The sequence below is a fragment of the Bradyrhizobium sp. NBAIM18 genome, assembly GCF_020193825.1.
In the GTDB taxonomy this organism is placed as follows: Bacteria; Pseudomonadota; Alphaproteobacteria; order Rhizobiales; family Xanthobacteraceae; genus Bradyrhizobium; species Bradyrhizobium yuanmingense.
Genome location: NZ_JADYVO010000001.1, coordinates 364,633 through 387,504 on the forward strand (window position 1 = coordinate 364,633; position 22,872 = coordinate 387,504).

The window sequence follows — 22,872 nt, forward strand, 5'->3', positions numbered from 1 at the left end:
GTGAGGCGCCGCGCCTCTCAAAGCTCAAGCGAAGGGAACACCGTAATAGGAGTTGATGCCGCGCACGGCGGCGTCGTCGCTCCAGTTCCAGTCGGTCTTCTCACCGTATTTCGGCGCGCCTTCCAGATCCTTGGCGGTGATCGCAGTCACGTAACCGCCGAGCTCGGTGTCGTACTTCAGCGACTGCCAGGGCAACGGATAGTGATCATTGCCGAGGCCGAGAAAGCCGCCGAAACCAAGCACCGCATATGAGACCTTGCCGCTGATCTTGTCGATCATGACCCGTTCGATTGAACCGATCTTGTTGCGATCGGCACCGTAGACCGCGGTTCCCTCGACCTTGTCGCTTCCGATCAGCCGGCCCATCTCGTTACGGTCCAGTTCGCTCTGATTGAGCATCATTGTTCTCCACTCAGCCATGTGTGAATCAACCGAAAGGGGTGCGTGATCGTTCCGGCGCGTGTTCCGGAAATGCTTGGGAACATCGCCACAAAGAACCGGTTCTCTGAGGCTATCGAGGCCGCAACTGAGAAAGCCGCCCGCAATGTCCCAGACCGTCTCCGACTTCATCATTCAGCGCCTGCACCAATGGGGCGTGCGCCACATCTTTGGCTATCCCGGCGACGGCATCAACGGCGTGTTCGGTGCGATGAACCGGGCGGGCGGCAAGATCGGCTTCGTGCAGGCGCGGCACGAGGAAATGGCGGCATTCATGGCCACCGCCTACGCAAAATTCTCAGGTCAGCTCGGCGTCTGCATTGCGACCTCCGGTCCCGGCGCCTCGCATCTCGTCACCGGGCTGTACGATGCGCTGCTCGATCACCAGCCGGTGCTGGCGATCGTCGGCCAGCAGTCGCGCAACGCCCTCGGCGGTCAATATCAGCAGGAACTCGACCTCCTCTCGATGTTCAAGGACGTCGCCGGCGCCTATGTCATGCAGGCCTCCTCGCCTGCGCAGGTGCGGCACCTGATTGATCGGTCGGTGCGGATCGCACTGGCGCGGCGGACTCCCACCGTCATCATCTTGCCCAACGACTTGCAGGAGGAGGCTTACGAGGACCCGCCCCGCGCCCACGGCACGCTGCACTCGGGCGTTGGATACAGCGCGCCTAAAGTCATCCCTCGTGATGCCGATCTCGACCGCGCCGCGGAGATCCTCAATGCCGGCAAAAAGGTCGCAATGCTCGTCGGCGCCGGAGCGCTCGGCGCCACCGACGACATCATCGCGGTCGCCGACCGGCTGTCGGCCGGCTGCGCCAAGGCGCTGCTCGGCAAGGCGGCGCTGCCCGACGACCTGCCATGGGTCACCGGCTCGATCGGCCTGCTCGGCACCGAGCCCAGCTACAACATGATGATGGAATGCGACACGCTGCTGATGGTGGGCTCGGCCTTTCCCTACGCCGAATTCCTGCCGAAGGAAGGCAGCGCGCGTGGCGTCCAGATCGACATCGACGCCGGCATGATGTCGATCCGCTTTCCCATGGAAGTCGGCCTCGTCGGAGATGCCGCCGAGACGCTGCGGGCATTGTTGCCGCGGCTGAAACCCAAGAGCGACGGTGCCTGGCGCCAGGGCATCCAGGACGACGTTGCGACCTGGTGGAAGACATTGGATGACCGCGCGCATCAGCCCGCCGCGCCAGTCAATCCGCAGCTCGTCGCCTGGGAATTGTCACCGCGCCTGCCCGACCGCGCGATCATCACCAGCGATTCCGGCTCATGTGCCAACTGGTTCGCCCGCGACCTGAAGATGCGGCGTGGCATGACGGCCTCGCTTTCCGGCGGGCTCGCCTCGATGGGTGCTGCTGTGCCTTACGCGCTCGCGGCCAAATACGCCCATCCGGACCGCCCCGTGATTGCACTCGTCGGGGACGGCGCCATGCAGATGAACAACATGGCCGAGCTGATCACCGCTACGAAGTATTGGCGCGACTGGAAGGACCCGCGTTTCATCGTCTGCGTCTTCAACAACGAGGACCTCAATCAGGTGACCTGGGAGCAACGCATCATCAACGGTGATCCCAAGTTCGAGGCGTCACAGCGCATTCCCGATGTCTCCTATTCGCGCTTCGCCGAACTGATCGGCCTGCGCGGCATCTTCGTCGACAGCCCACAGCTGCTCGGCTCGGCCTGGGAGCAGGCGCTAACAAGCGAGATGCCCGTCGTGCTGGAAGTGAAAACCGATCCCGAGGTGCCGCCGCTGCCGCCGCACATCACCTTGCAGCAGGCGAAGAACTTCTCGCTCGCCCTGATGAAGGGCGACCCGAACGAGAGCGGGATGATCAAGGGAGCAGCGCGGCAGGTGCTGGAATCGATACTGCCAGGAAAGCAATGAGGCGAGCCATGAGTGATTTCCGCGACATCCGGCACGGCGTCAACGATCCGGTCGACGGTCTCGACGTCAAGCGCCGGATCAGTGACAACCCCACCTCCCACGAGCAGGCGCAGCACCACGCGGACGTACGGGCCGACGCGACCGCCACGGCGGCCGAACCGTTCCTGCCCGAACGGCTTCGACGCAAGCCGACAGATCCCATCAATCCGCGCACCGGACGGAATCGCGCGGATTAGCCGTTAGGAACCTCGGCCCCGGCGGCGTGTTGGTCGCCGCACGTCGCCGGCAAGCGGCCACGCGACCTTTTCGGAAGGATTTGACCATGAAACGCACAATCATCGCTCTTGCCTGCATGATTCTCGCAGGCCCTGCCCTCGCCCAGTCGCTGGGCGAAAAGACCGGCGTGAATTCGGCGCTCGGCGTTGCGCCTGCGACCGCGGACTTCGTGACGCAGGTCGCGATCAGCGACATGTTTGAGATCGAATCGAGCAAGCTCGCCCAGCAGAAGGGCAACGCGGAAGAGAAAGCCTTCGCGCAGCAGATGATCACCGATCACACCAAGACGAGCAACGAGCTCAAGGGACTGGTCGGCAATGGCAAGGTGCAGGCCAAGCTGCCGACGGCGCTCGACAGCTCGCATCAGAGCAAGATCGACAAACTCAAGAATGCGAGCGGCAAGGATTTCAGCTCGGACTACAATTCCTATCAGGTCAGCGCGCATGAAGATGCCGTGTCGCTGTTCGAGCGCTACGCCAAGGGCGGCGACAATACCCAGCTCAAGGATTGGGCCGGCAAGACGCTCCCGGCGTTGAAGCACCACCTCGAGATGGCCAAGAACCTCGGCCGGGCGCCGAGCGTCGGCCAATCCAACAAGTAACGCATTGCTGAGGGATGCCGGCCCTGCCGGCGTCCCTTCTCGCGCGCGATGAGAACGTCATCGCGCTGCCCCTGGGCGGTGCCTGCCGGTTGAGCCAGGAACCTTCTTTGTTTCCAGGCTTTACAAAACTGTCATGGAGGAACAGTCGCCGACGGACCGATGGCCCTTGTAACAGTCAAACCCACCCGGATCGATACGGCGATCGCCAACGAGATCGCGCACAATACCAACTGGGGGCTCGAGCATGCTGCCCAGGCCATGACGTGGGGCGCCGACGAGCATGTCCTGGTTGCGCTCGCGGCAGCAGGATGGCTCTACACCCGCCTCCGGCACCCGCAGCAGCGCCCCGTTGCCGATCACGTCCTGATCGTGTCGCTGGCGACGGCCGTGTTACCGCATGTCTTGAAATCCGTGTTCGATCAGACGAGGCCCGACCGGCTGACGGTGAGCGGCCATGGGCGCGGTGTTCCCTTTTCGGGGCGCGCGCATGATGCATTTCCCTCAGGTCACGCCGTGCATATGGGCGCCCTTGCCTCGGCCGCGGGCCTGTTGCCCCCGGCCCCGCGTAACCTGGCGCGCTCCTTTGCGGTAGCGCTGTCCGTGACGCGTGTCGCGCTGCTCGCGCACTGGGTCAGCGACGTCGTGGCAGGTTTCATGCTGGGCATCGTTGTCGAGCGCCTGTTCCGGCCGTTCACGATGGCGAAGTCACGGCAGCGGCAGCGCAAGGGCTCGGGGGACAGCCATGACTGAATATCTCGTGCGCTTCGTCGCCGGCGGCCTGATCGTATCCGTCTTCGCGATCCTCGGTGACATGCTGCGGCCGAAGAGCTTTGCCGGGCTGCTCGGCGCCGCACCGTCGGTGGCGCTTGCCACCCTCGCCATCGCAGTGGTCCAGCACGGCCCGCAATATGCTGCGGCCCAGAGCTGGACGATGATCTATGGCGCCGTCGCGCTCGCCTGCTACAGCGTCGTCGTCTGCCACCTCCTGATGAGGTTCCGTTTCGGCGCGCTTCCAGCCACGATCCTCGCCTTTGCCGCATGGCTCGTTGTCGCCTTCGGGCTGCTCGCCGGCCTGGGAGGTGCCGCCTGATGCTGGTGAAGCTATCGACATCGGCGCTGAAACAGACGCGGTGGTACGAGTACGCCATTCGCTTCGTGCTCGGCGGCGGTGCGACGGTGCTCGCGGGCGTTATCGGCTCGAAGTTCGGCCCGTCCGTCGGCGGGCTCTTTCTTGCTCTTCCGGCCATCTTCTGCGCCAGCGCGACGCTGATCGAAAGCCACGAGCGTCACGCCAAGGAGAAGGCCGGCCTGAGCGGGCGGCGTCGCGGACAGAAGGCCGCGGCGCTCGATGCTGCCGGCGCCGCGCTCGGTAGCATCGCCCTCGCCGCGTTCGCCGCTATCTTCCATTTGATCGTCGGGGCAAGCGTCGCGCTCGCTTTTTTCGCCGCGATGACGGTCTGGGCCATTGTGTCCGTGTCGGCCTGGTGGCTCAGGCGCAAGCTTCGCAGTGTCTCCCACAAATCGCGCCGATCAGGCCATTCGCCGTCGGCAACGGGCTCTCGCTTCGCAAAGCCTTAAAGCGCGATGAGATTTGGATGAAACGTCATCGCGCTTCTTGTTTACGCATGATCTTTGCGGAAAACCGCTTCACACTTTTCCGGATCATGCCCTAGCTCGCTTTCGCTCCCGTCGAAGGCTGCGATTGCGGCGGCTGGAGGCCCGGGCTGTTGGCCCAGCGCTCGACCTCGTCGATGATCTTCTGCTGGCTTGGCCGCACCGGCTCGGGCGCTGCACGTTCTTCGGAAAGCTTGCGAGGTAACCTGACTTCGTCGGTCATGGTCTCTCTCCCTTCGGGAACAATGCCTTACGGCGGCATGCGTTTCAATAAATTATTGATTTTATTGGATTTTCTACTCATCTGCAGACTTCGTCGGCTTTCGCGGAACTCTCATCAAGTTGGTTCGTTGAGTAAGCTACTCAACCTACTCAAGTTGCGTGATCGCCATGAACGACCTTCGCGCCGAGCGCCTTCAGGTCATGCTCTCGCCGGAAGAGTTGGCCGCCATTGACGATTTCCGGTTCAAGCACCGCATGCCGACGCGGGCGGCAGCAGTCCGCGAACTCCTGAAGTTCGGACTGGCCGCTGTGGGCGTCGATGCCGCTGCCGGCGTGAAGTCAAGCAGCTTCGGCGTATTCGGCCGCGGGCCTGAAGGACATACTCAGGGGGATCCGGAGAGCGGCGCCGAATGACGCACGGAAAGCCCCTCCAAAAGCAAACGACCCCGGCACGGTGGGTGCCAGGGCCGTCCTTGGAGATTGCTTCCGGCGCACCGGGGGCATGACTGCCGGAAGCAATCCGTCGACTCTTCCCGCGGAAATTCGTTCCTGGTGAGAGCTAGCCCGTGGCGTCGCTCGAGCCGTCCGGCATGGCGCCGGAACCCGGCGTCTTGATGTTGTCGTTCAGCTTGGGATCGCGCGTCGCTTCACGCGAGGGCGAGCCTTTCGGATCCGCCTTGTGCACGGATTGCGCACGTTCCTTGTCGCGGGGCTGCTCCTCCCCACGCTTGTCCTTGACGATGCCTTGGTCGGAATGGGCCATGATGCGCTCTCGCTTCTGCTGATGTGTCGGAGCGCTTACGCATTGCGGCGTCGAATGTTCCGCTGCCGCAATCAGCTGCGCACGGCATGGACGGCAGATGCGCTCTCAAGATGCACCTGTCGCACCGTCGTCACCGTCGCGAACGCGACGGAGACGCCAAAGGCGAGAATGAGGGAGAGAAGAGCCAGACGTGGAGCCATCGCCAAACCTCCTTCTGCAATTGGAAATCTCCGCGATCGACGTTCCCGGATGATTCCAAATCAGTTGTGCGCCTTCCGTGAGCGGTCTCACATGCAGATTTTTGAAGACGAGCTCACCCGTTCCGCTTTGGAGCTGCATGGACGGGAACGGGCGAAATTTCGCCGTCGAGCCAATCCTGCTCGTTGGCGAGTGCCGTCCAGGCGTCGGCCATGCGCGAATAGCGCTTATGGGCGGGCTGTCCGTCAGCGCGCTCGGCAAGCTGAAGACAATTGTCGGCGTTGTCTCTGAAGACGTCAGACTGTTTCATATAGAGGACGTGGGGACGGAACTCTTGCGCCGCAACCCGCTTACCGGATCGTAATGGTCGGGGAACTTTCGCATGCGGTTCGTCATTGAAGATCGATGCGAGTTGTCGCCGCAATCATTCTGGCATTGATCAGCGCCTCGGCGCTTGCCGACAGCCTTGGCGAACGAAAGCCCGGCGCACGGGCGCCCTCCGCGATCGAGGTGATCAGCGGTGCCTACAATTTCAGCCGGTTTCAACAGGGGCTGCTCGAGAACACCGACCTCAAGGGCAACGCCGAGGTCAAGAACCTCGCCGCCCTGCGCGCCGAGGAATCGGCTAAGCGCGACAAGAGGCTGAAAGAGGTCCAGGAGGCCATCGGCGCGGAACTGCAGCTCGGCAGGGCAACATCCTCGAGCGCGAGCCTCGTCGAGCCCGAAATGTCGGATGGTCCGGCCTATGTCAGAAGCTTCTATGCCGCGCAGATTCCCGAGTATGAATCGATCATCGGCCTGCTCGAACGCTATCTAACGGCGCCCGACAATGCGGCGCTCGCAGCGTTCGCGCGCGAACAACTGCCGCTGCTGCGCGCGCAGGTCAGGGACGCCGAGCGCACCATGGCGGACAAATAACCTCTACTTGTCGCTCGGACGTTGCTGGCTCTGCGGCCGCACGGTGCGGTCGCTCTCCGGCATCTTGTCGCGACCCGCATCGCCGTTGTCGTCCTTGCCGCCGGACGAGGACGTGCCGCTTCCGCTTGGATTCGAGCGGGTGGCCGCTCCGGTGGTCGGCGTGTCCGCCTGCGGGTTGGCGGAGCTTGCGGCGGGGTCGCCCGTCACGGAGCCGCGGCCGCTTGGCGCACCGCCCTGCGCCAGAGCCGACCCCGCGGCAAGCGCCGTGATGGCGATGGCGGCAATTGCTGCTTTCATATCCGTTCTCCTGTCTGCGCTGGCTAACCGTCAGGCTCGGCGCTCCGTTCCGAAGGAGGACTGCGCACGACGGACGCGTGGACGACCCGCCCCTGCGGCCTTTTTTCCTTTCGAGAGGTATGGAACCAAACCGGCCGGTCCGTCGTTAGCTCGGTTGGGCTGAGCAAAGCGGGTTCCCTTTCCTTGCGCCGTACCTTGGCGCTTGATTTCGAATTTGGCTGACGCTCTTATTTCGTCGAACGCGTCTTGCCTCAGATTCGGCCGACGCCTGCGGGGGAAACAGTATGAGCGACCTCGATTCCGGAACTGCATCACGCTCCGGTCGTCGCGTCCCAAAGCCAAAAATCAACGGTACGTCCGAGCCGGATTCCCGAGCGGAGCTGCTGCTCGCCCTCCAGGCGATGCGCAGCGGTGACTTTTCGGTGCGCATGAGCGGCGACTATCTCGGTATCGACGGCAAGATCGCCGACACTTTTAACGAAATTATCGCCGCCAACCAGCGCATGGCACAGCAGCTCGAGCTGGTCGGCCAGGTGGTGGGACGCGAAGGAAAGACCCGCCAGCGGGTGAAATTCGGCCTTGCGTCGGGCTCATGGGCCGACATGGAAGGTTCGGTCAACACGCTGATCGACGACTTGTTGTGGCCGACCCGCGAGGTGACGCGCGCGGTTGCCGCTGTCGCCCAAGGCGACCTGCTGCAGACCGTCAAGCTCGACGTCGACGGCCGTCCGCTCCGCGGCGAGTTCTTACAGTCGGCGACGATCGTCAACACCATGATCAAGCAGCTCGGCGTGTTCACCTCGGAGGTGACGCGCGTGGCGCGCGAGGTCGGCACCGAAGGCAAGCTCGGCGGCCAGGCCCAGGTGCCGGAGGTGACCGGCGTCTGGAAGGACCTCACCGAGAGCGTCAACTCGATGGCGAACAACCTGACCAACCAGGTTCGCAACATCGCCGAGGTGACGATCGCGGTCGCCAACGGCGACCTCTCCAAGAAGATCACGGTCGACGTCCGCGGCGAGATCCTCCAGCTCAAGGAAGCCATCAATACGATGGTGGACCAGCTGCGCTCCTTCGCCTCCGAAGTGACGCGCGTGGCGCGCGAGGTCGGCACCGACGGCAAGCTGGGCGGCCAGGCCATCGTGCCCGGCGTCGCCGGCACCTGGAAGGACCTGACCGACTCCGTCAACGCGATGTGCGGCAACCTGACCGCACAGGTCCGCAACATCGCCAACGTCACCACGGCCGTGGCGCGCGGCGACCTCTCGCGCAAGATCACCGTGGACGTGCGCGGCGAGATCCTGGAGCTGAAGGACACCATCAACACCATGGTGGACCAGCTCAACTCGTTCGCCTCGGAAGTCACGCGCGTCGCGCGCGAGGTGGGCACCGAGGGCAAGCTCGGCGGTCAGGCCCAGGTGCCCGGCGTGGCCGGCACCTGGAAGGACCTCACCGACAACGTCAACTTCATGGCCTCCAACCTGACCGCGCAGGTCCGCAACATCGCCGACGTCGCGACCGCCATCGCGAGCGGCGACTTGTCGAAGAAGATCACGGTGAACGTCTCGGGCGAGATCCTTCAGCTGAAGGAAACGCTCAACACCATGGTCGACCAGCTCAACGCCTTCGCCGGCGAAGTGACGCGCGTCGCCCGCGAGGTCGGCACCGAGGGCCGGCTCGGCGGCCAGGCCAACGTGCTCGGCGTCGCCGGCACCTGGAAGGACCTCACCGAGAGCGTCAACTCGATGGCCTCGAACCTGACCGCGCAGGTCCGCAACATCGCCGAGGTGACCACCGCGGTCGCCGGCGGCGATCTCTCGAAGAAGATCACCGTGGACGTGCGCGGCGAGATCCTCGAGTTGAAGGACACCATCAACACGATGGTGGACCAGCTCAACGCCTTCGCCGGTGAAGTCACGCGCGTGGCGCGCGAGGTCGGCACCGAAGGCAAGCTCGGCGGTCAGGCGGTGGTGCGCGGCGTCGGCGGCACGTGGAAGGACCTCACCGACAGCGTCAACTCGATGGCCTCGAACCTCACCGGCCAGGTCCGCAACATCGCCGAGGTCGCAACCGCGGTGGCGAAGGGCGACTTGTCCAAGAAGATCACGGTGAACGTCTCGGGCGAAATCCTTCAGCTGAAGGAAACGCTCAACACCATGGTCGACCAGCTCAACGCCTTCGCCGGCGAAGTCACGCGCGTGGCGCGCGAGGTCGGCACCGACGGCAAGCTCGGCGGCCAGGCCGACGTGCCCGGAGTCGCCGGCACGTGGAAGGACCTGACCGACTCCGTGAACTCGATGGCGGGTAACCTCACCGCGCAGGTCCGCAACATCGCGGAAGTTGCCACCGCCATCGCCGGCGGCGACCTGTCGCGCAAGATCACCGTGGACGTGCGCGGCGAGATCCTTCAGCTCAAGGACACGCTGAACACCATGGTCGACCAGCTCAACCGCTTCGCGGGCGAGGTGACGCGCGTGGCGCGCGAGGTCGGCACCGAAGGCCGCCTCGGCGGTCAGGCCAACGTGCCCGGCGTCGCCGGCACCTGGAAGGATCTCACCGACAGCGTCAACTCGATGGCGGGTAACCTCACCGCCCAGGTCCGCAACATCGCCGAGGTGACGACCGCGGTGGCGCGCGGCGACCTCTCGCGCAAGATCACCGTCGACGTGAAGGGCGAAATCCTCGAGCTGAAGAACACCATCAACACCATGGTGGACCAGCTCAACGGCTTTGCCGGCGAAGTCACGCGCGTGGCGCGCGAGGTCGGCACCGAAGGCAAGCTCGGCGGCCAGGCCGAGGTGCCCGGCGTCGCCGGCACCTGGAAGGACCTCACCGACAACGTCAACTTCATGGCCTCCAACCTGACGGCGCAGGTCCGCAACATCGCCGAGGTCGCAACCGCCATCGCCGGCGGCGACCTGTCGAAGAAGATCACGGTGGACGTACGCGGCGAGATCCTTCTCCTGAAGGACACGCTGAACACCATGGTCGAGCAGCTCCGCTCCTTCGCCGCCGAAGTCACGCGCGTGGCGCGCGAGGTCGGCACCGAGGGCCGGCTCGGCGGTCAGGCCGTGGTGCCCGGCGTCGGCGGCACCTGGAAGGATCTCACGGACAACGTCAACCTCTTGGCTGCGAACCTCACCACCCAGGTCCGCAACATCGCCGAAGTCACCACGGCGGTCGCGCGCGGCGACCTCTCGCGCAAGATCACTGTCGACGTGAAGGGCGAAATCCTGGAGCTGAAGAACACCATCAACACCATGGTGGACCAGCTCAACGCCTTCGCCGGCGAAGTGACGCGCGTCGCGCGCGAGGTCGGCACGGAAGGAAAGCTGGGCGGCCAGGCTCAGGTGCCCGGCGTCGCCGGCACGTGGAAGGATCTCACCGACACCGTCAACTTCATGGCGGCGAACCTGACCGAGCAGGTCCGCGGCATCGTCAAGGTGGTGACCGCCGTCGCCAATGGCGATCTGAAGCAGAACCTCACGGTGAAATCGAAGGGCGAGGTCGCAGCGCTCGCCGACACCATCAACAACATGACCGAGACGCTCGCGACCTTCGCCGATCAGGTGACGTCGGTGGCGCGCGAGGTCGGCGTCGAAGGCCGGCTCGGCGGCCAGGCCAACGTGCCCGGCGCTGCCGGCACCTGGAAGGATCTCACCGGCAACGTCAACCTGCTCGCGGCCAACCTGACCTCGCAGGTGCGCGCGATCGCGGAAGTCGCAACTGCGGTGACCAAGGGCGACCTGACGCGGTCAATCCAGGTCGACGCCCGCGGCGAAGTGGCGGAGCTGAAGGACAACATCAACACGATGATCACCAACCTCCGTCTCACGACGGACGTGAATACCGAGCAGGACTGGCTCAAGACCAACCTCGCCAAGTTCACCAACATGCTCCAGGGACAGCGCGATCTCACCACGGTCGGCCGATTGCTGCTCACCGAATTGTCGCCGCTGGTGAACGCCCATACGGGCGTGATCTACCAGGTCGAGAACGAGAACGATCCCCAGCTCCTGCTGCTCGCCTCCTACGCCAGCGACGGCGTCTACCCCTATCAGCCGGTGCTGCAGTTCGGCGAAGGCCTGATCGGCCAATGCGCCTTCGACAAGCGGCCGCGCGTCGTCTCCGACATTCCCTCGGACGTGGTGCCGATCAACTCGGCGCTGTTCCGCGTCGCCCCGAAGAACCTCGTCGTGCTGCCGGTGCTGTTCGAGGGCCAGGTCAAGGCCGTGATCGAGCTCGCCTCGCTGGTCTCCTTCACGACCTCGCAGATGACGTTCCTGGAGCAGCTCACCGACTCCATCGGCATCGTGCTCAATTCGATCGAGGCCACGATGCAGACCGAAGGCCTGCTCAAGCAGTCGCAGCAGCTCGCCGGCGAGCTGCAGACCCAGCAGCGCGAATTGCAGCAGACCAACGACCAGCTCGAGCAGAAGGCGCAGCAGCTCGCCGAGCGCAACGTCGAGGTCGAACGCAAGAACCAGGAGATCGAGCAGGCCCGCCGCGCGCTCGAGGAGAAGGCGACCGAGCTCGCGCTGACGTCGAAGTACAAGTCCGAATTCCTCGCCAATATGAGCCACGAGCTGCGTACGCCGCTGAACTCGATCCTGATCCTCGGACAGCAGCTCAGCGACAACCCTGATGGCAACCTCTCGGCCAAGCAGGTCGAGTTCGCCCGCACCATCCATGGTGCCGGCACCGACCTGCTCAACCTCATCAGCGACATTCTCGATCTCTCCAAGATCGAGTCCGGCACCGTGACGGTCGACGCCGAGGAGATCCTGACCGCGAACCTGCTCGAGACCGTCGGCCGGCCGTTCCGGCACGAGGCGGACAACCGCAACCTGTCGTTCAAGATCGATGTCGATCCGAACCTGCCGCGCAGCATCGTGACCGACTCCAAGCGGCTGCAACAGGTTCTGAAGAATCTGCTCTCCAACGCCTTCAAGTTCACCGCCGACGGCGAAGTGCGCCTGAAGGTCGCCGGCGCAATCGGCGGCTGGGGGACGGATCATCCGGTGCTGAACTCGGCGCCGGCCGTGATCGCCTTCGAAGTGTCCGACACCGGCATCGGCATTCCCCTGGAGAAACAGAAGCTGATCTTCGAGGCGTTCCAGCAGGCCGATGCCGGCACCAGCCGCAAATATGGCGGCACCGGCCTCGGCCTTGCGATCAGCCGCGAGCTTGCCAGCCTGCTCGGCGGCGAGATCCACCTGCGCAGCGCGCCGGGCAAGGGCTCGACCTTCACGCTCTATCTGCCCTTGAAATATTCCGGCCCGACCCTTGCGCCGCGGGCGCCGGCGTCACAGCAATACGGCCAGCCGCCAGCGCTGCAGCCTGCCGCGCCTGACCAGCAGCGCGTTATCGAGCAGCTGCCCGACGACCGCCTCAACCTTGAGCCCGGCGACACCATTCTCCTGATCGTCGAGGACGACCCGCATTATGCCCGCGTGCTGGTCGATCTGGCCCGCGACAAGGGCTTCAAGGTCCTGGTCGCCGCGCGCGGCGCCGAGGCCCTCGAGCTCGCCAAGCAATACCAGCCGACGGCCGTCTCCCTCGACGTGTTCCTGCCCGACATGCTGGGCTGGACCGTGTTGAGCCAGCTCAAGCACAATCCGCTCACCCGCCACATCCCGGTCCAGATCATCACGCTCGACGAGGATCGCCAGCATGCGCTGGCGCGCGGCGCCTTCTCCTTCGTCAACAAGCCGACGACGACCGAGGGCGTCTCGGCCGCGCTGACGCAGATCAAGGAATATGCGCGGCCGCGGCGCAAGCGGCTCTTGATCGTCGAGGACAACGAGGCCGAGCGGCTCTCGATCCGCGAGCTGCTGCACCACGACGACATCGAGATCCTGGCCACGGATACCGGGGCCGGCGCGCTCACGACGTTGCGCGAGCAGCCCTGCGATTGCGTGGTGCTCGACCTCAGGCTGCCCGACATGAGCGGCTTCGAGGTGCTCGATCAGATCCGCAACGACGAGGCGCTGTCGAACATCCCCGTCGTGGTGTTCACCGGCCGCGAGCTTTCCGCCGAGGAGGATGCCGAGCTTCACACCATGGCACGCAGCATCGTGGTCAAGGGCGTGGAATCGCCCGAGCGCCTGCTCGACGAGACCGCGTTGTTCCTGCACCGCGTGATCACGGAGCTGCCGATCGAGAAGCAGCGCATGCTGGAGAAGCTGAACAGTTCCGACGAGGACCTGATCGGCAAGACCGCCCTGCTCGTCGACGACGATGCCCGCAATATCTTCGCGCTCTCGAGCGTGCTGGAACGACGCGGCATGAAGGTGCTGACGGCCACGACCGGCAGCGAGGCGGTGACACTGGTCGAATCCAATCCGGAGATCGCGATCGTGCTGATGGACATCATGATGCCGCAGATGGATGGCTATCAGACCATCGGCGTGATCCGCGAGAACCCGGCCTTCTCCCGCCTGCCGATCATCGCGTTGACCGCCAAGGCGATGAAGGGCGACCGCGAGAAGTGCCTCGAAGCCGGCGCGTCCGATTACCTCGCCAAGCCGGTCAACACCGACCAATTGCTGCTTGCGATCCGCATGTGGCTGCATCGCTGAGTTGGACACGCGTATGGACCAGGAAAAGGTCAACATCCTGCTCGTCGACGATCAGCCGGCCAAGCTGCTCGCCTATGAGGTGATCCTGAAGGATCTCGGAGAGAACCTCGTGATCGCCTCCTCGGGCCGCGAAGCGCTGGAGGTGCTGCTCAAGACCGAGATCGCCGTGATTCTGGTCGACGTCTGCATGCCCGAGCTCGACGGCTTCGAGCTCGCCGCGATGATCCGAGAGCATCCGCGCTTTCAGAAGACCGCCATGATCTTCATCTCGGCCATCCAGGTCAGCGACATCGACCGGCTGCGCGGCTACGAGATGGGCGCGGTCGATTACGTGCCGGTGCCGGTCGTGCCGGAGGTGCTGCGCGCCAAGATCAAGGTGTTTGCCGAGCTCTACCGCAAGACGCGCGAGCTCGAACGGCTGAACCACGAGCTCGAGGATCGCGTCCGCGCCCGCACCGCGGAACTGGAGGCTTCCACCGCGAAGCTGCGCGAGAGCGAGCAGCGGCGCAGCATGGCGATCGCGGCAGGCAAGATGGGGTCCTGGGACTGGGACTGGATCAGCGGCGATTGGATGTGGGACGAGGGGCAATACAATATCTTCGGCGTCAGCCCCGACAATTTCGAGATCAATCCGGCCAACGTTCAGGCCCTGCTGCATCCCGACGACGTCGACCAGTTGCGCAAGGCGATCGCCGAGTTCAACAAGGGCACGCGCGCCTACGAGACGGAGTTCCGCATCATCCGGCCCGACGGCGAGGTGCGCTGGTGCGTCGGCACGGCGGCCGCAACCACGGACGAGAGCGGGCGCGTGGTGCGCGTCAGCGGCGTGACCGTCGACATCACCGAGCGCAAGCGCGCCGAGGAGCGGCAGAACCTGCTGGCGCGGGAAGTCGATCATCGCGCGAAGAACGCGCTGGCGCTGGCGCAGTCGATCGTGCGCCTCACCCGGGCCGACGAGGTCAAGGCCTATGTCAACGCCGTCGAGGGGCGCATCAATGCGCTGGCGCGCGTGCACACTATCCTGTCGCTGTCGAGCTGGCAGGGCGCCGAGCTCTCCAGACTGATCGACGAGGAGCTTGCGCCCTATTCGCTGGGCGACCAGATCAAATTGGCAGGGCCCGAAGTTCAGTTGCTGCCGGCGACGGCCCAGACGCTGGCGCTCGCACTGCACGAGCTCTTCACCAATTCGGCAAAATACGGCGCGCTATCCACGCGAGCGGGGCGGCTCGCGATCGATTGGCAGGTCGACGAGGAGCTGCTCACGCTGAGCTGGGAGGAATCCGGCGGTCCCCTGGTCAAGACCCCGAAATCGCGCGGCTTCGGCACGCGAAGCCTGCTTGCGAGCATCGAGTCTCAGCTTGGCGGACAGGCGCAGTTCGATTGGCGCGCCGAGGGCCTGCTGTGCCGTCTTGAGGTGCCGTTGACACGCAAGACCGCGGCGGCTGCACCAAGCAAGTTCGACACCGCCGGCGCTGCCGAATTGCAACGCGCATCCGGTTAACCTGACGCTGCGCTGCTCATGCGCTGCGCCGTGCGTGGTTCGCGCGCGACGCGCCCTTCGAGCCAGGCTTCCGTTCGGGCGAGATCGCGCAGCGCCCTCGCGTAGCGGCGGGCCGCGCTTCGCTCCGCGCCAAGCGGAAGCTTGCGCGCCTTGCGCAGGATGTCCGCGGCCGCGTTGCGATAGGCCAGCGAGCGGTAAAGAAAGACGACCTTACCCATATCGATGTTCCCGTTTTGCTGGCGCCCATCTTGGCAAGCCCGGCATGAACGCCGGATGAAACGGGCGGTAACAATTCCTTCAGCGGAACGGAACCCGGCGATCACATGCGCGTTGGCGTGGCAGTTCGGGATGCCGTCCCATGCGCACCAAGAAGTCGTCGGAGCTGATCTCTGCCAGCGGCCTTATCAAGCTGATGACGCATGCAATGATGGGCGCAGCGCTCGGCCTCATTTTCAGCCTCACGCTCGTCCTGTCCAATCCAGCCGTCGCCAACCTGCTGAACAATGGCGGAAGCCAGGCCGCGATGGTCTTCGCCCTCACCTTGGTGACGACCTTCGCGATCGGCGCGACGCTCACCGGCGCCGTGTTCATCCTGGCCGAGGACAAGCAAACTTGAAGCGTGGGTGACGCACGGAAGATACTTCGCCGGGAACTCCCTGCCGCGACGCGCGGTATGCTGCCTGCGTCAATTTAACTCAGGGAGTTTCCCCGCATGAAGACGACCAAGCTCGCTCTCACCGTAATATTGGCAACCGGCCTTGCCGCCGCGCCGTTTGCCGCCCAGGCCAAATCGCACAAGGCTAAGCATGGATCCTCAATGTCGTCGGCACAGACCACCGGCGCAAACACCAAGTCCTCCAAGGGCGCTGATCCGTCCGGCCAAGGCTGCGCCGGTCCCGGCTCTGATCAGGGCGGCACCATGACCAACAAGGGCGGCATGACCAACACCAAATAGGCGCGTCCTGGAATCGTAGAGGGCCCCGCCATTGCGGGTCCCTCTTAATCTTATCTTGGTTCGGCACTCGGCCTTCAGTATCCGGCGCCAAGGATCTCAGCGGCGCTCGGCTGCGCGCGCGGAATTGCCGCCTGTCTTCACGGCACGAAGCCGCACCCGGTCGCGGACGTCTGGCAGTACGTCGCTGCCGCCGGCCGCCTTCCATTCGGCGATCAAGAGATTGATCTTCCGGCGCAGGTCCATCTGCGCCAGGGCCCTTTCCGTGCAGTCGTAATCGCGCTCGACGAGGTCGCGCACTGACGCCTCGACGTCGGCCATCTCGAGCCTCAAGGCTCTGATTTTACGCCGAATTTCATTAATTCTGTTGTCCATGCCTTGTTAGAACAAAATAAGAACATATAGTCAAGTCACGATTTCAGGACGGAGACGCCAGATGCAGGTTCAAGGTAAATACGACGCCAGATTTTTCCTGGGCGAGCAGATGACGCGGGCGCAGGGCCTCAAGCTGAAGCGGCTCAGCGAAGAGGCCTACCAGCCCGGCCAATATGCGAGGGATCTGTCCTTCAGCGAGGCCGCCCGGCGCATCCAGGTGCTGGAAGCGGAGATCGAGCTGGCAAACTCCTTCTAGAGTATCGCATCGCGCTTTAGTCCCTGCGCCGTTCCACGCTCCCGGAACCATGGCTGTGCAGAATGGTTCTCCCCGCCGAGGGAGAATATGCATGGCACGCAAGGCAAAAAAGCGCCGCTACTCACGCAGCTCGGGCAGCGATGTCGCCACCGAGATGCGGCGTTACAAGAAGGGCACCGCGAAGAGCGGCCGTGGCGGGCGCGGCGGCCGCGTCAAGAACCGCAAGCAGGCCATCGCGATCGGACTGTCGAAGGCACGCAAGAAGGGCAAGAAAGTCCCGAAGAAGGCTTCGAAGCGCAAGAGCGCCAAGAAGACGTCCAAGAAAACATCCAAGAAAACGTCCAGGACGTCGTCCAAGAAATCGTCGAACAAGAAAACATCGAAGCGCAAATCCAAGCGGTCGCGCTGACCCGCCTCAGATCATGCTCCCCGGCATGAAGCAGCGGATCGAAATCCCGAACGCAGTCTTGACCGGCCACACCATCGTGCGGCCGGCCCGGTTGGGCTCGGTGATGACGGCCTCATCCGGCACATCGATCCACTGTCCGTCGATGCGGACACGGTAGCGCCCGTTGTGCGACTCCCAGTCGAGATCGGCGAGGGCGAAACCGTCCGCATCCGAGCAGCACGGACCGAGATGGCTGCGCAAACTGTCGAACCATGGCTTCAGAGGAGAATTCGCGTAGCGGCCGTCGTCGCGCCCGAGCGCGTTTCCACCGGAGAGCACCAATGGCGCCACGAGCAGCGCACTCCTGAGCGAGAGCTTCAATCGATCCATGTCGGCACCGATCACTTGTGAACCACCGGCGAGTTCCACAAAGCGCCGGGAGGCTCGAAGTTCCACGCTTGCAACCCCTCTCAGCGGCGACGTTGGCGCAGAGCACCGAGGCGCCTTGCGAGTGTGATCAGCGAACACGGCTTTTTCGGACGCACCAGGTCATCATGCCTGCCTTTAACGAGAATGTTACCGGCTTGGTGCGGACGTGACGTGTGTGCAAAAGGCGGCCCGAAGGCCGCCTTCCTGGATTGGTAAGGGTCGAGTTGACGTTATGCGAGTGGCACCGCAACGAAGCGGGTGGCCTCCGCGCTTCTGACCTGAAGCAGCACGCTGCGCTTGCCCGACGATTTGGCCTGCGCCAGCTCGGAGCGCACCTCGCCGACATTGCTGACAGCCTTGCCGCCGACATTGAGGATGACGTCGCCGGTCCGGATGCCGCGTTGCGCGGCCGGGCCTTGCGGATCAACCTCGGTGACGACCACGCCGTTCTGGCCTGCGCCTTGGACGTCACCGGCGGGCGCCAGGCTGAGGCCGAGGCGCGGCGTGCCGGCACCCGGCTGTCCGCTGCCCTCTTCGGCATTGCCACTGCCATTGCCCTTGGCCTGCCGCTCGTTCGGCAACTCGCCGAGCGCCAGCGTCACCGCCTTGCTGCCGCCCTTGCGGAAGACATCGAGCTTCACGGACGTGCCCGGCGCCAAGCCGGCGATGGTGCGGGCGAGGTCGCGGGAATCCTTGATCGTGGTGCCGTTGACGGCGGTGATGACATCGCCCGCCTGGATGCCGGCCTTCGCCGCCGGGCTGCCATCCTGCGGATTGTCGACGATCGCGCCGCGCGCCTCCTTGAGGCCAAGGCTGTCGGCGATATCCGGCGTCACCGGCTGCACCTGCACGCCGAGCCAGCCCCGGGTGACAGCGCCCTTCTCCTTCAATTGCGCGACGACGAGCTTGGCGGTCGAAGCCGGGATATCGAAGCCGATGCCGACCGAGCCGCCCGAGGGCGAGAAGATCGCAGTGTTCACACCGATCACGTTGCCGTTCATGTCGAAGGCTGGGCCGCCGGAATTACCCTTGTTGATCGGCGCGTCGATCTGGATGAAGTCGTCGTAGGGACCATTGCCGATGTCGCGGCCGCTGGCCGAGACGATGCCGGCGGTCACGGTGCCGCCCAGGCCGAAGGGATTGCCGACCGCGACCACCCAGTCGCCGATGCGCGGCTTCTGGTCGGAGAACTTGACGAACGGAAAGTCCTTCCTGCCATCGACCTTGATCAGCGCGAGATCGGTCTTCGGATCGGTGCCGACCACTTTCGCGGTGTAGGTCGTGCCGTCGTCCATCGTCACCTGCACCGACTCGGCGCGATCGACGACGTGATTGTTGGTCACGGCGTAGCCGTCGGCGGAGATGAAGAAGCCGGAGCCTTCGCCCGTGATCATCTGGTGGCGCTGGCGCGGCATGCCGTTCGCGCCGCCCGGGAAGCGGAAACCGAACTGTCGCGAGAACTGGTCGAACGGCGTGTCCTCGTCCGAATCCATCCGGTTCTGCTGCAGCATCGCGCTCTTGTCGTTGTCCTGATCGATTTTGACCCGCACCGAGATCACAGCGGGTTTGACCCTGCTGACGAGATCGCCGAAGCCGGGCGGCGTCGCGGCGGCTTCGGCCGCCTGCGCCGGCGTGATCAAGGCGTTGACGCCGTACGGCGAAGCGCCTGGCGCGATGGCCAGGGCGGCCACGCCCAGCGCGGCCACGGTGCCGAGCAGCGCGAGCCGGCGCGGCCGCAAGATCTTGCGAGACGTGGGGATGTCGGAATTGACGCGATCGTTCATGTCGAAATATCCATGTTGAGCAGATGTCGCCTTGCCCGCAACATGGTCGCTGCCACCTTACGGCGTCCCGTCCGTCCGATTAAATCTCGGCAAAGAACGGATGAGCGGGCGCAGCAGGCAATCCGGACGTTTGATACAGCTCAACGCGCCGCCTTCGCGCAGTGAAAAACTGAGGCCATCGGATGATGCTCAGCGGAGGCGCGCCATGTACAAAGACATTCTCGTCCACATTCCCACCGAACGTCCCATGCGTCCCGCGATCGACGGCTCGGTCTCGCTCGCGGCGAACCTCAACGCGCATCTCGACGCGGTCGCGGTCGGCTATGTCGCCACCAGTACGGCTTATGTCATGGAAGGCGGCGCGGCGGTAGCGGCCGTGTTCGAGCTGGAACGCGAACGCGCCGTGGAGCGGGCCGAGGCTGCGCTCGCGGTATTCAAGAGCGAGGCGGCGAACGCCGGCATCTCCTATACCTGCCACGCACTCGGTGCGATCCCGGCGGATGCCGCCGGCTCGCTCGGCGAGATGGCACGGCTGCACGATCTCAGCGTCGTGCTCCAGCCCGATCCGGCGCAGGGCTCGTTCGACAACGACGTGCCGAGCGAGATCCTGTTCCGGGCGGGCGGCCCGGTGCTGTTCCTGCCCTACACCTTCCGCGGAGCCTTCAAGGCGAAGAGGATCGGCATCTGCTGGGACGGCAGCCGCGTTGCCGCCCGGGCCATGCGCGACGCAGCCCCGTTCCTGGCGCGCGCCGAAGAGATCGTGATCATCACCGTCAACGAGACCGACGACGTCTGCGGCGAAGCTTCAGCGAGCGGCTTGGCCAGACATCTCGGCCGGCGCGGATTGTCCACCCGCACCGTCGGCCTGACCGCCACACGCACCGACATTCAGCCGATCATTCTGTCGCTGGCGGCCGACGAGAGTCTCGATCTCCTGGTGATGGGCGGCTACGGCCATTCGCGGTTGCAGGAACGCTTTCTCGGGGGCGTCACCCGCGCCATGCTGGAAGCCATGACGGTCCCGACGCTGATGTCGCATTGACGCGCCGGCCTGGCGCCGTCACGCCGCGACGGGAGCTTCCCATGTCGTGGGCGCGGCGGCGTCCTTGTCGCGATGCACATTGCACGCGTCGAAGTGCGCCTTGAGCTCGATTTCGGCAAGATGTTCGAAATGTTCGGCCTGGCCGAGGAGTTCCCAGTTCTGGAGCGGCCGGTAGGCCGCCTGCTGACGGCAGAGGGACGCCAGCGCCCGGTAGCGACGTACGTTCTCCATGAGACCCTCCCTCGCGTTCACCGGCTTATTGCCCTGATTTGCGTCAGGCCGATGGCGTTTATGCAAAACATTTGCTGCGCGCTCAACGCGCCTGAACCAAGTTAATTTTCGAGAAGTGCCGGTAAGGATTTTAGTTCCAAACGTCCGCTCGGAACTCTGTGCCCAATGCTAGGCGTAGAGGCGGCGCTCCACGGCGAGGCCCACCAGGTCGAGGTAGCGCTCGATCAAGTCGGGACGGCCGACGAGATAGCCTTGCATCTCCTCGCAGGCCTCGCGGGCCAAGAAGGCACGTTGGGCTTCCGTCTCCACCCCCTCGGCAATGACCGGGATCTTCAGCGCGTGCGCCAGGCTCAGGACGGCGCGGACAATCTCGGCCGATTGCGGCGTCGCCTCCAGGTTGGAGATGAAACTGCGGTCGATCTTGATCTTGTCGAACGGGAACGACTGCAGATACGACAGCGAGGAATAGCCGGTGCCGAAATCATCCATGGCGATGCGGATGCCGAGCGCCTTCAGCCGCCGCAGCAGGTTGAGCGCGCGGGTGAAATCGCCGATCAGCACGCCCTCGGTGATCTCGACCTCGAGCCGCGTCGGCGTCAGCCCCGTCTCCAACAGGATCTGGTGGATCGAGCGCTCGAGATCGCCCGCCTGAAACTGGACCGGCGACAGATTGACCGCGACCTGCAACGGCCGCGGCCAGGATGCCGCCTCACGGCACGCCTCGCGCAGCACCCATTCACCGATCTCGACGATCAGCCCGTTCTCCTCGGCGAGCGGAATGAACTGGTCCGGCGGCACGAAGCCCCGCGTCGGGTGATTCCATCGCAGCAGCGCCTCGAAGCCGATGACCTCGCCATCCACCCGCGCCTGCGGCTGGAAATAGACGAGGAGCTGGTTCTGCTCCAGCGCCTGCCGCAGGTCGTGCTGCAACAGCCTGCGATCGCGCAGCTCCTGGTCCATCTCGGATTCGAAGCAGCGGACCCGGCTCCTGCCCTCGCGCTTGGCGCGGTAGAGAGCTGAGTCGGCATTGGCGAGCAGCGTCGCCGCGTTCACGCCATCGTCGGGATAGAACGCGATGCCGACGCTGAGGCCCACGTGGGAGAGATAGTCGTCGACCTCGAGCTCCTTGCCGATCGTCTCGACCAGGCGTTCGGCCAGCGCCAGAACGTCCTCACGGCAGGCGTTGTCGGGCATCAGGATCATGAACTCGTCGCCGCCGATGCGGGCGACGAAGGCGCCTTCGGCTTCCGCGGCAAGCCGGTCGGCGGCCGCCCGCATCAGCATGTCGCCGACGGGGTGACCGAACACGTCGTTGACCTCCTTGAAGCGGTCGAGATCGAGGCTCAGCACGGCGAAACTGGTCGACGCCTCCTGCGCCCGTTCCAGCCGTTCGTCGAGCGCGGCGTTGAAGGCGCTGCGGTTCGGCAGGTCCGTGAGCGCATCATGATGCGCAAGATGGCTGATCCGCTGCCGGGTGGTGACACGCTCCGTGACATCCTCGATCACGCCGACCAGATATTGCGGATCCCCGTTGCCATCCGTGATCAGCATCTTGCGTGAATTGACGACCCGGTCGCGGCCCTTGACGCCGACTTCGAGCAGATGCTCCTCCAGAACCATCGGCATGCCGCTGGCCGCGACGCGTCTATCCTGCTCGTTGACCACGCGGGCCACGTCAGCCGGGAAGATCTGCTCGGGCGTTCGGCCCAGCATCTGTTCGCGCGGCATGCCGTAATAGTCTTCTCCGGCGCGGTTGAGCAGGATGTAGCGCGAACTCTCCGCACATTTCGCGAAGACGGCGATCGGAATGTTTTCGATGATTGTGTCGAGGAACTCGCGGGTCCGCAGCAGATCCTGCTCGACCTCGTCGCGCGTTTGCGCGCGTACTTCGATCATCCGCTGACGCTCGCGATCACCGGCCTCGTAAGCCGCGCTGACGAACTTGCCAGCTTGACGAGATCGACCTGTCCGGTGGCATCGGTGGCGCAGCGGAGCTGCTCGGCGAACAGGCGATGCATGCTCATGCCATCACTTTGCGCCGCGTGCGGGCTTCATGCCGCAGTTTCCGTCGTTATGCATCCGTGCTCTCATAGCGTCCCTAAACCACAGATTGAG

Annotated in this window: 28 protein-coding genes; 15 read left to right on the top strand and 13 right to left on the bottom strand. The window is 64.6% G+C overall.

The window, feature by feature from the left end; all coding sequences use genetic code 11:
• Nucleotides 1–24: 24 nt before the first annotated feature.
• Complete coding sequence (locus I6F17_RS01725; protein ID WP_036003959.1) at nt 25–399, bottom strand: PRC-barrel domain-containing protein; 375 nt, start codon at nt 397–399, stop codon at nt 25–27.
• Nucleotides 400–544: 145 nt separating this feature from the next.
• Between I6F17_RS01725 and I6F17_RS01730 the strand changes: the two genes are divergently transcribed.
• From I6F17_RS01730 to I6F17_RS01755, 6 genes are all read left to right on the top strand, one after another.
• Complete coding sequence (locus tag I6F17_RS01730; RefSeq protein WP_225123802.1) at nt 545–2,332, top strand: thiamine pyrophosphate-requiring protein; 1,788 nt, start codon at nt 545–547, stop codon at nt 2,330–2,332.
• An 8-nt stretch (nt 2,333–2,340) separates the two neighbouring features.
• A complete protein-coding gene (locus tag I6F17_RS01735; protein ID WP_036003954.1) occupies nt 2,341–2,568 on the top strand; it encodes a hypothetical protein in 228 nt (75 codons plus the stop codon).
• An 86-nt stretch (nt 2,569–2,654) separates the two neighbouring features.
• Complete coding sequence (locus I6F17_RS01740; RefSeq protein ID WP_036038107.1) at nt 2,655–3,209, top strand: DUF4142 domain-containing protein; 555 nt, start codon at nt 2,655–2,657, stop codon at nt 3,207–3,209.
• A gap of 159 nt (nt 3,210–3,368) precedes the next feature.
• On the top strand, nt 3,369–3,959 hold the full coding sequence (locus tag I6F17_RS01745; protein ID WP_225123803.1) for a phosphatase PAP2 family protein: 591 nt from the start codon (nt 3,369–3,371) through the stop codon (nt 3,957–3,959).
• The gene (locus tag I6F17_RS01750; protein WP_036030998.1) at nt 3,952–4,299 is read left to right on the top strand and encodes a DUF3147 family protein; all 348 of its coding nucleotides are present in this window, start codon (nt 3,952–3,954) and stop codon (nt 4,297–4,299) included. The genes I6F17_RS01745 and I6F17_RS01750 overlap by 8 nt, the downstream gene beginning before the upstream one ends.
• Nucleotides 4,299–4,787: a DUF3147 family protein gene (locus tag I6F17_RS01755; protein WP_036038112.1), complete on the top strand. Its 489-nt coding sequence runs from the start codon at nt 4,299–4,301 to the stop codon at nt 4,785–4,787. The genes I6F17_RS01750 and I6F17_RS01755 overlap by 1 nt, the downstream gene beginning before the upstream one ends.
• A gap of 91 nt (nt 4,788–4,878) precedes the next feature.
• Here I6F17_RS01755 and I6F17_RS01760 read toward each other — a convergent pair whose 3' ends face one another.
• On the bottom strand, nt 4,879–5,046 hold the full coding sequence (locus I6F17_RS01760; protein WP_193375057.1) for a hypothetical protein: 168 nt from the start codon (nt 5,044–5,046) through the stop codon (nt 4,879–4,881).
• A 167-nt stretch (nt 5,047–5,213) separates the two neighbouring features.
• Between I6F17_RS01760 and I6F17_RS01765 the strand changes: the two genes are divergently transcribed.
• Nucleotides 5,214–5,459 carry a hypothetical protein gene (locus I6F17_RS01765; protein ID WP_036003940.1) on the top strand — a complete coding sequence of 82 codons (246 nt, stop codon included), beginning with the start codon at nt 5,214–5,216 and terminating at the stop codon, nt 5,457–5,459.
• Between the two features lie 145 nt (nt 5,460–5,604).
• Here the strand turns inward: I6F17_RS01765 and I6F17_RS01770 are convergent, their stop codons facing one another.
• The 3 genes from I6F17_RS01770 to I6F17_RS01775 all read right to left on the bottom strand — a co-directional run bounded on the left by I6F17_RS01770 (nt 5,605) and on the right by I6F17_RS01775 (nt 6,316).
• On the bottom strand, nt 5,605–5,808 hold the full coding sequence (locus tag I6F17_RS01770) for a hypothetical protein (protein WP_036038118.1): 204 nt from the start codon (nt 5,806–5,808) through the stop codon (nt 5,605–5,607).
• 71 nt (nt 5,809–5,879) lie between these two features.
• Nucleotides 5,880–6,008, bottom strand: coding sequence for a hypothetical protein (locus I6F17_RS37680; protein WP_271542554.1), 129 nt, complete (start codon nt 6,006–6,008; stop codon nt 5,880–5,882).
• Nucleotides 6,009–6,121: 113 nt separating this feature from the next.
• Nucleotides 6,122–6,316, bottom strand: a complete 195-nt coding sequence (locus I6F17_RS01775) for a hypothetical protein (RefSeq protein ID WP_074447527.1) — start codon at nt 6,314–6,316, stop codon at nt 6,122–6,124.
• Nucleotides 6,317–6,411: 95 nt separating this feature from the next.
• Between I6F17_RS01775 and I6F17_RS01780 the strand changes: the two genes are divergently transcribed.
• On the top strand, nt 6,412–6,924 hold the full coding sequence (locus tag I6F17_RS01780) for a DUF4142 domain-containing protein (RefSeq protein WP_036038123.1): 513 nt from the start codon (nt 6,412–6,414) through the stop codon (nt 6,922–6,924).
• A gap of 3 nt (nt 6,925–6,927) precedes the next feature.
• On the opposite strand, the gene I6F17_RS01785 is transcribed toward I6F17_RS01780, so the two are convergent.
• Nucleotides 6,928–7,221 (bottom strand): hypothetical protein, encoded by a 294-nt coding sequence (locus I6F17_RS01785; RefSeq protein WP_036038125.1) that lies wholly within the window; start codon nt 7,219–7,221, stop codon nt 6,928–6,930.
• A 284-nt stretch (nt 7,222–7,505) separates the two neighbouring features.
• Here I6F17_RS01785 and I6F17_RS01790 point away from each other — a divergent pair, with 284 nt between their 5' ends.
• Nucleotides 7,506–13,799, top strand: a complete 6,294-nt coding sequence (locus I6F17_RS01790; RefSeq protein WP_225123804.1) for a HAMP domain-containing protein — start codon at nt 7,506–7,508, stop codon at nt 13,797–13,799.
• A gap of 13 nt (nt 13,800–13,812) precedes the next feature.
• Nucleotides 13,813–15,300, top strand: coding sequence for an HWE histidine kinase domain-containing protein (locus I6F17_RS01795; RefSeq protein WP_036003924.1), 1,488 nt, complete (start codon nt 13,813–13,815; stop codon nt 15,298–15,300).
• Here I6F17_RS01795 and I6F17_RS01800 read toward each other — a convergent pair.
• Nucleotides 15,297–15,518 carry a hypothetical protein gene (locus I6F17_RS01800; RefSeq protein WP_036029983.1) on the bottom strand — a complete coding sequence of 74 codons (222 nt, stop codon included), beginning with the start codon at nt 15,516–15,518 and terminating at the stop codon, nt 15,297–15,299. The genes I6F17_RS01795 and I6F17_RS01800 overlap by 4 nt on opposite strands.
• Before the next feature lie 140 nt (nt 15,519–15,658).
• On the opposite strand from I6F17_RS01800, the gene I6F17_RS01805 reads away from it, so the two are divergent.
• Both I6F17_RS01805 and I6F17_RS01810 read left to right on the top strand, forming a co-directional pair.
• Entirely contained in the window at nt 15,659–15,916 is a 258-nt protein-coding gene (locus I6F17_RS01805) for a hypothetical protein (RefSeq protein WP_036029986.1), read from the top strand.
• Nucleotides 15,917–16,012: 96 nt separating this feature from the next.
• Nucleotides 16,013–16,255: a hypothetical protein gene (locus I6F17_RS01810; RefSeq protein ID WP_225123805.1), complete on the top strand. Its 243-nt coding sequence runs from the start codon at nt 16,013–16,015 to the stop codon at nt 16,253–16,255.
• A gap of 96 nt (nt 16,256–16,351) precedes the next feature.
• Here I6F17_RS01810 and I6F17_RS01815 read toward each other — a convergent pair whose 3' ends face one another.
• On the bottom strand, nt 16,352–16,573 hold the full coding sequence (locus I6F17_RS01815; protein WP_225123806.1) for a hypothetical protein: 222 nt from the start codon (nt 16,571–16,573) through the stop codon (nt 16,352–16,354).
• A gap of 115 nt (nt 16,574–16,688) precedes the next feature.
• Here I6F17_RS01815 and I6F17_RS01820 point away from each other — a divergent pair, with 115 nt between their 5' ends.
• A complete protein-coding gene (locus tag I6F17_RS01820; RefSeq protein ID WP_057026883.1) occupies nt 16,689–16,883 on the top strand; it encodes a DUF3072 domain-containing protein in 195 nt (64 codons plus the stop codon).
• 91 nt (nt 16,884–16,974) lie between these two features.
• Nucleotides 16,975–17,292: a DUF6496 domain-containing protein gene (locus I6F17_RS01825; protein ID WP_225123807.1), complete on the top strand. Its 318-nt coding sequence runs from the start codon at nt 16,975–16,977 to the stop codon at nt 17,290–17,292.
• A gap of 6 nt (nt 17,293–17,298) precedes the next feature.
• Here the strand turns inward: I6F17_RS01825 and I6F17_RS01830 are convergent, their stop codons facing one another.
• Together I6F17_RS01830 and I6F17_RS01835 are read right to left on the bottom strand one after the other, a co-directional pair.
• Nucleotides 17,299–17,661 (bottom strand): hypothetical protein, encoded by a 363-nt coding sequence (locus tag I6F17_RS01830; RefSeq protein WP_036003965.1) that lies wholly within the window; start codon nt 17,659–17,661, stop codon nt 17,299–17,301.
• A 269-nt stretch (nt 17,662–17,930) separates the two neighbouring features.
• Nucleotides 17,931–19,484, bottom strand: a complete 1,554-nt coding sequence (locus I6F17_RS01835; RefSeq protein WP_225123808.1) for a Do family serine endopeptidase — start codon at nt 19,482–19,484, stop codon at nt 17,931–17,933.
• A gap of 205 nt (nt 19,485–19,689) precedes the next feature.
• Here I6F17_RS01835 and I6F17_RS01840 point away from each other — a divergent pair, with 205 nt between their 5' ends.
• Nucleotides 19,690–20,526: a universal stress protein gene (locus I6F17_RS01840; RefSeq protein ID WP_225123809.1), complete on the top strand. Its 837-nt coding sequence runs from the start codon at nt 19,690–19,692 to the stop codon at nt 20,524–20,526.
• 18 nt (nt 20,527–20,544) lie between these two features.
• Here I6F17_RS01840 and I6F17_RS01845 read toward each other — a convergent pair whose 3' ends face one another.
• The 3 genes from I6F17_RS01845 to I6F17_RS37685 form a co-directional block, all read right to left on the bottom strand.
• Entirely contained in the window at nt 20,545–20,757 is a 213-nt protein-coding gene (locus tag I6F17_RS01845; RefSeq protein ID WP_036003891.1) for a hypothetical protein, read from the bottom strand.
• A 168-nt stretch (nt 20,758–20,925) separates the two neighbouring features.
• Nucleotides 20,926–22,653: an EAL domain-containing protein gene (locus I6F17_RS01850; RefSeq protein ID WP_225123810.1), complete on the bottom strand. Its 1,728-nt coding sequence runs from the start codon at nt 22,651–22,653 to the stop codon at nt 20,926–20,928.
• Nucleotides 22,650–22,781, bottom strand: coding sequence for a hypothetical protein (locus I6F17_RS37685; protein ID WP_276573229.1), 132 nt, complete (start codon nt 22,779–22,781; stop codon nt 22,650–22,652). Before I6F17_RS37685 ends, I6F17_RS01850 begins: the two co-directional genes overlap by 4 nt.
• Nucleotides 22,782–22,872 lie beyond the last annotated feature (91 nt).

Coding starts and splice junctions, on each gene's coding strand:
- I6F17_RS01725 (WP_036003959.1), bottom strand. CDS start 399: ATGCTCAATCAGAGCGAACTGGACCGTAACGAGATGGGCCGGCTGATC.
- I6F17_RS01730 (WP_225123802.1), top strand. CDS start 545: ATGTCCCAGACCGTCTCCGACTTCATCATTCAGCGCCTGCACCAATGG.
- I6F17_RS01735 (WP_036003954.1), top strand. CDS start 2,341: ATGAGTGATTTCCGCGACATCCGGCACGGCGTCAACGATCCGGTCGAC.
- I6F17_RS01740 (WP_036038107.1), top strand. CDS start 2,655: ATGAAACGCACAATCATCGCTCTTGCCTGCATGATTCTCGCAGGCCCT.
- I6F17_RS01745 (WP_225123803.1), top strand. CDS start 3,369: ATGGCCCTTGTAACAGTCAAACCCACCCGGATCGATACGGCGATCGCC.
- I6F17_RS01750 (WP_036030998.1), top strand. CDS start 3,952: ATGACTGAATATCTCGTGCGCTTCGTCGCCGGCGGCCTGATCGTATCC.
- I6F17_RS01755 (WP_036038112.1), top strand. CDS start 4,299: ATGCTGGTGAAGCTATCGACATCGGCGCTGAAACAGACGCGGTGGTAC.
- I6F17_RS01760 (WP_193375057.1), bottom strand. CDS start 5,046: ATGACCGACGAAGTCAGGTTACCTCGCAAGCTTTCCGAAGAACGTGCA.
- I6F17_RS01765 (WP_036003940.1), top strand. CDS start 5,214: ATGAACGACCTTCGCGCCGAGCGCCTTCAGGTCATGCTCTCGCCGGAA.
- I6F17_RS01770 (WP_036038118.1), bottom strand. CDS start 5,808: ATGGCCCATTCCGACCAAGGCATCGTCAAGGACAAGCGTGGGGAGGAG.
- I6F17_RS37680 (WP_271542554.1), bottom strand. CDS start 6,008: ATGGCTCCACGTCTGGCTCTTCTCTCCCTCATTCTCGCCTTTGGCGTC.
- I6F17_RS01775 (WP_074447527.1), bottom strand. CDS start 6,316: ATGAAACAGTCTGACGTCTTCAGAGACAACGCCGACAATTGTCTTCAG.
- I6F17_RS01780 (WP_036038123.1), top strand. CDS start 6,412: ATGCGAGTTGTCGCCGCAATCATTCTGGCATTGATCAGCGCCTCGGCG.
- I6F17_RS01785 (WP_036038125.1), bottom strand. CDS start 7,221: ATGAAAGCAGCAATTGCCGCCATCGCCATCACGGCGCTTGCCGCGGGG.
- I6F17_RS01790 (WP_225123804.1), top strand. CDS start 7,506: ATGAGCGACCTCGATTCCGGAACTGCATCACGCTCCGGTCGTCGCGTC.
- I6F17_RS01795 (WP_036003924.1), top strand. CDS start 13,813: ATGGACCAGGAAAAGGTCAACATCCTGCTCGTCGACGATCAGCCGGCC.
- I6F17_RS01800 (WP_036029983.1), bottom strand. CDS start 15,518: ATGGGTAAGGTCGTCTTTCTTTACCGCTCGCTGGCCTATCGCAACGCG.
- I6F17_RS01805 (WP_036029986.1), top strand. CDS start 15,659: ATGCGCACCAAGAAGTCGTCGGAGCTGATCTCTGCCAGCGGCCTTATC.
- I6F17_RS01810 (WP_225123805.1), top strand. CDS start 16,013: ATGAAGACGACCAAGCTCGCTCTCACCGTAATATTGGCAACCGGCCTT.
- I6F17_RS01815 (WP_225123806.1), bottom strand. CDS start 16,573: ATGGCCGACGTCGAGGCGTCAGTGCGCGACCTCGTCGAGCGCGATTAC.
- I6F17_RS01820 (WP_057026883.1), top strand. CDS start 16,689: ATGCAGGTTCAAGGTAAATACGACGCCAGATTTTTCCTGGGCGAGCAG.
- I6F17_RS01825 (WP_225123807.1), top strand. CDS start 16,975: ATGGCACGCAAGGCAAAAAAGCGCCGCTACTCACGCAGCTCGGGCAGC.
- I6F17_RS01830 (WP_036003965.1), bottom strand. CDS start 17,661: ATGGATCGATTGAAGCTCTCGCTCAGGAGTGCGCTGCTCGTGGCGCCA.
- I6F17_RS01835 (WP_225123808.1), bottom strand. CDS start 19,484: ATGAACGATCGCGTCAATTCCGACATCCCCACGTCTCGCAAGATCTTG.
- I6F17_RS01840 (WP_225123809.1), top strand. CDS start 19,690: ATGTACAAAGACATTCTCGTCCACATTCCCACCGAACGTCCCATGCGT.
- I6F17_RS01845 (WP_036003891.1), bottom strand. CDS start 20,757: ATGGAGAACGTACGTCGCTACCGGGCGCTGGCGTCCCTCTGCCGTCAG.
- I6F17_RS01850 (WP_225123810.1), bottom strand. CDS start 22,653: ATGATCGAAGTACGCGCGCAAACGCGCGACGAGGTCGAGCAGGATCTG.
- I6F17_RS37685 (WP_276573229.1), bottom strand. CDS start 22,781: ATGAGCATGCATCGCCTGTTCGCCGAGCAGCTCCGCTGCGCCACCGAT.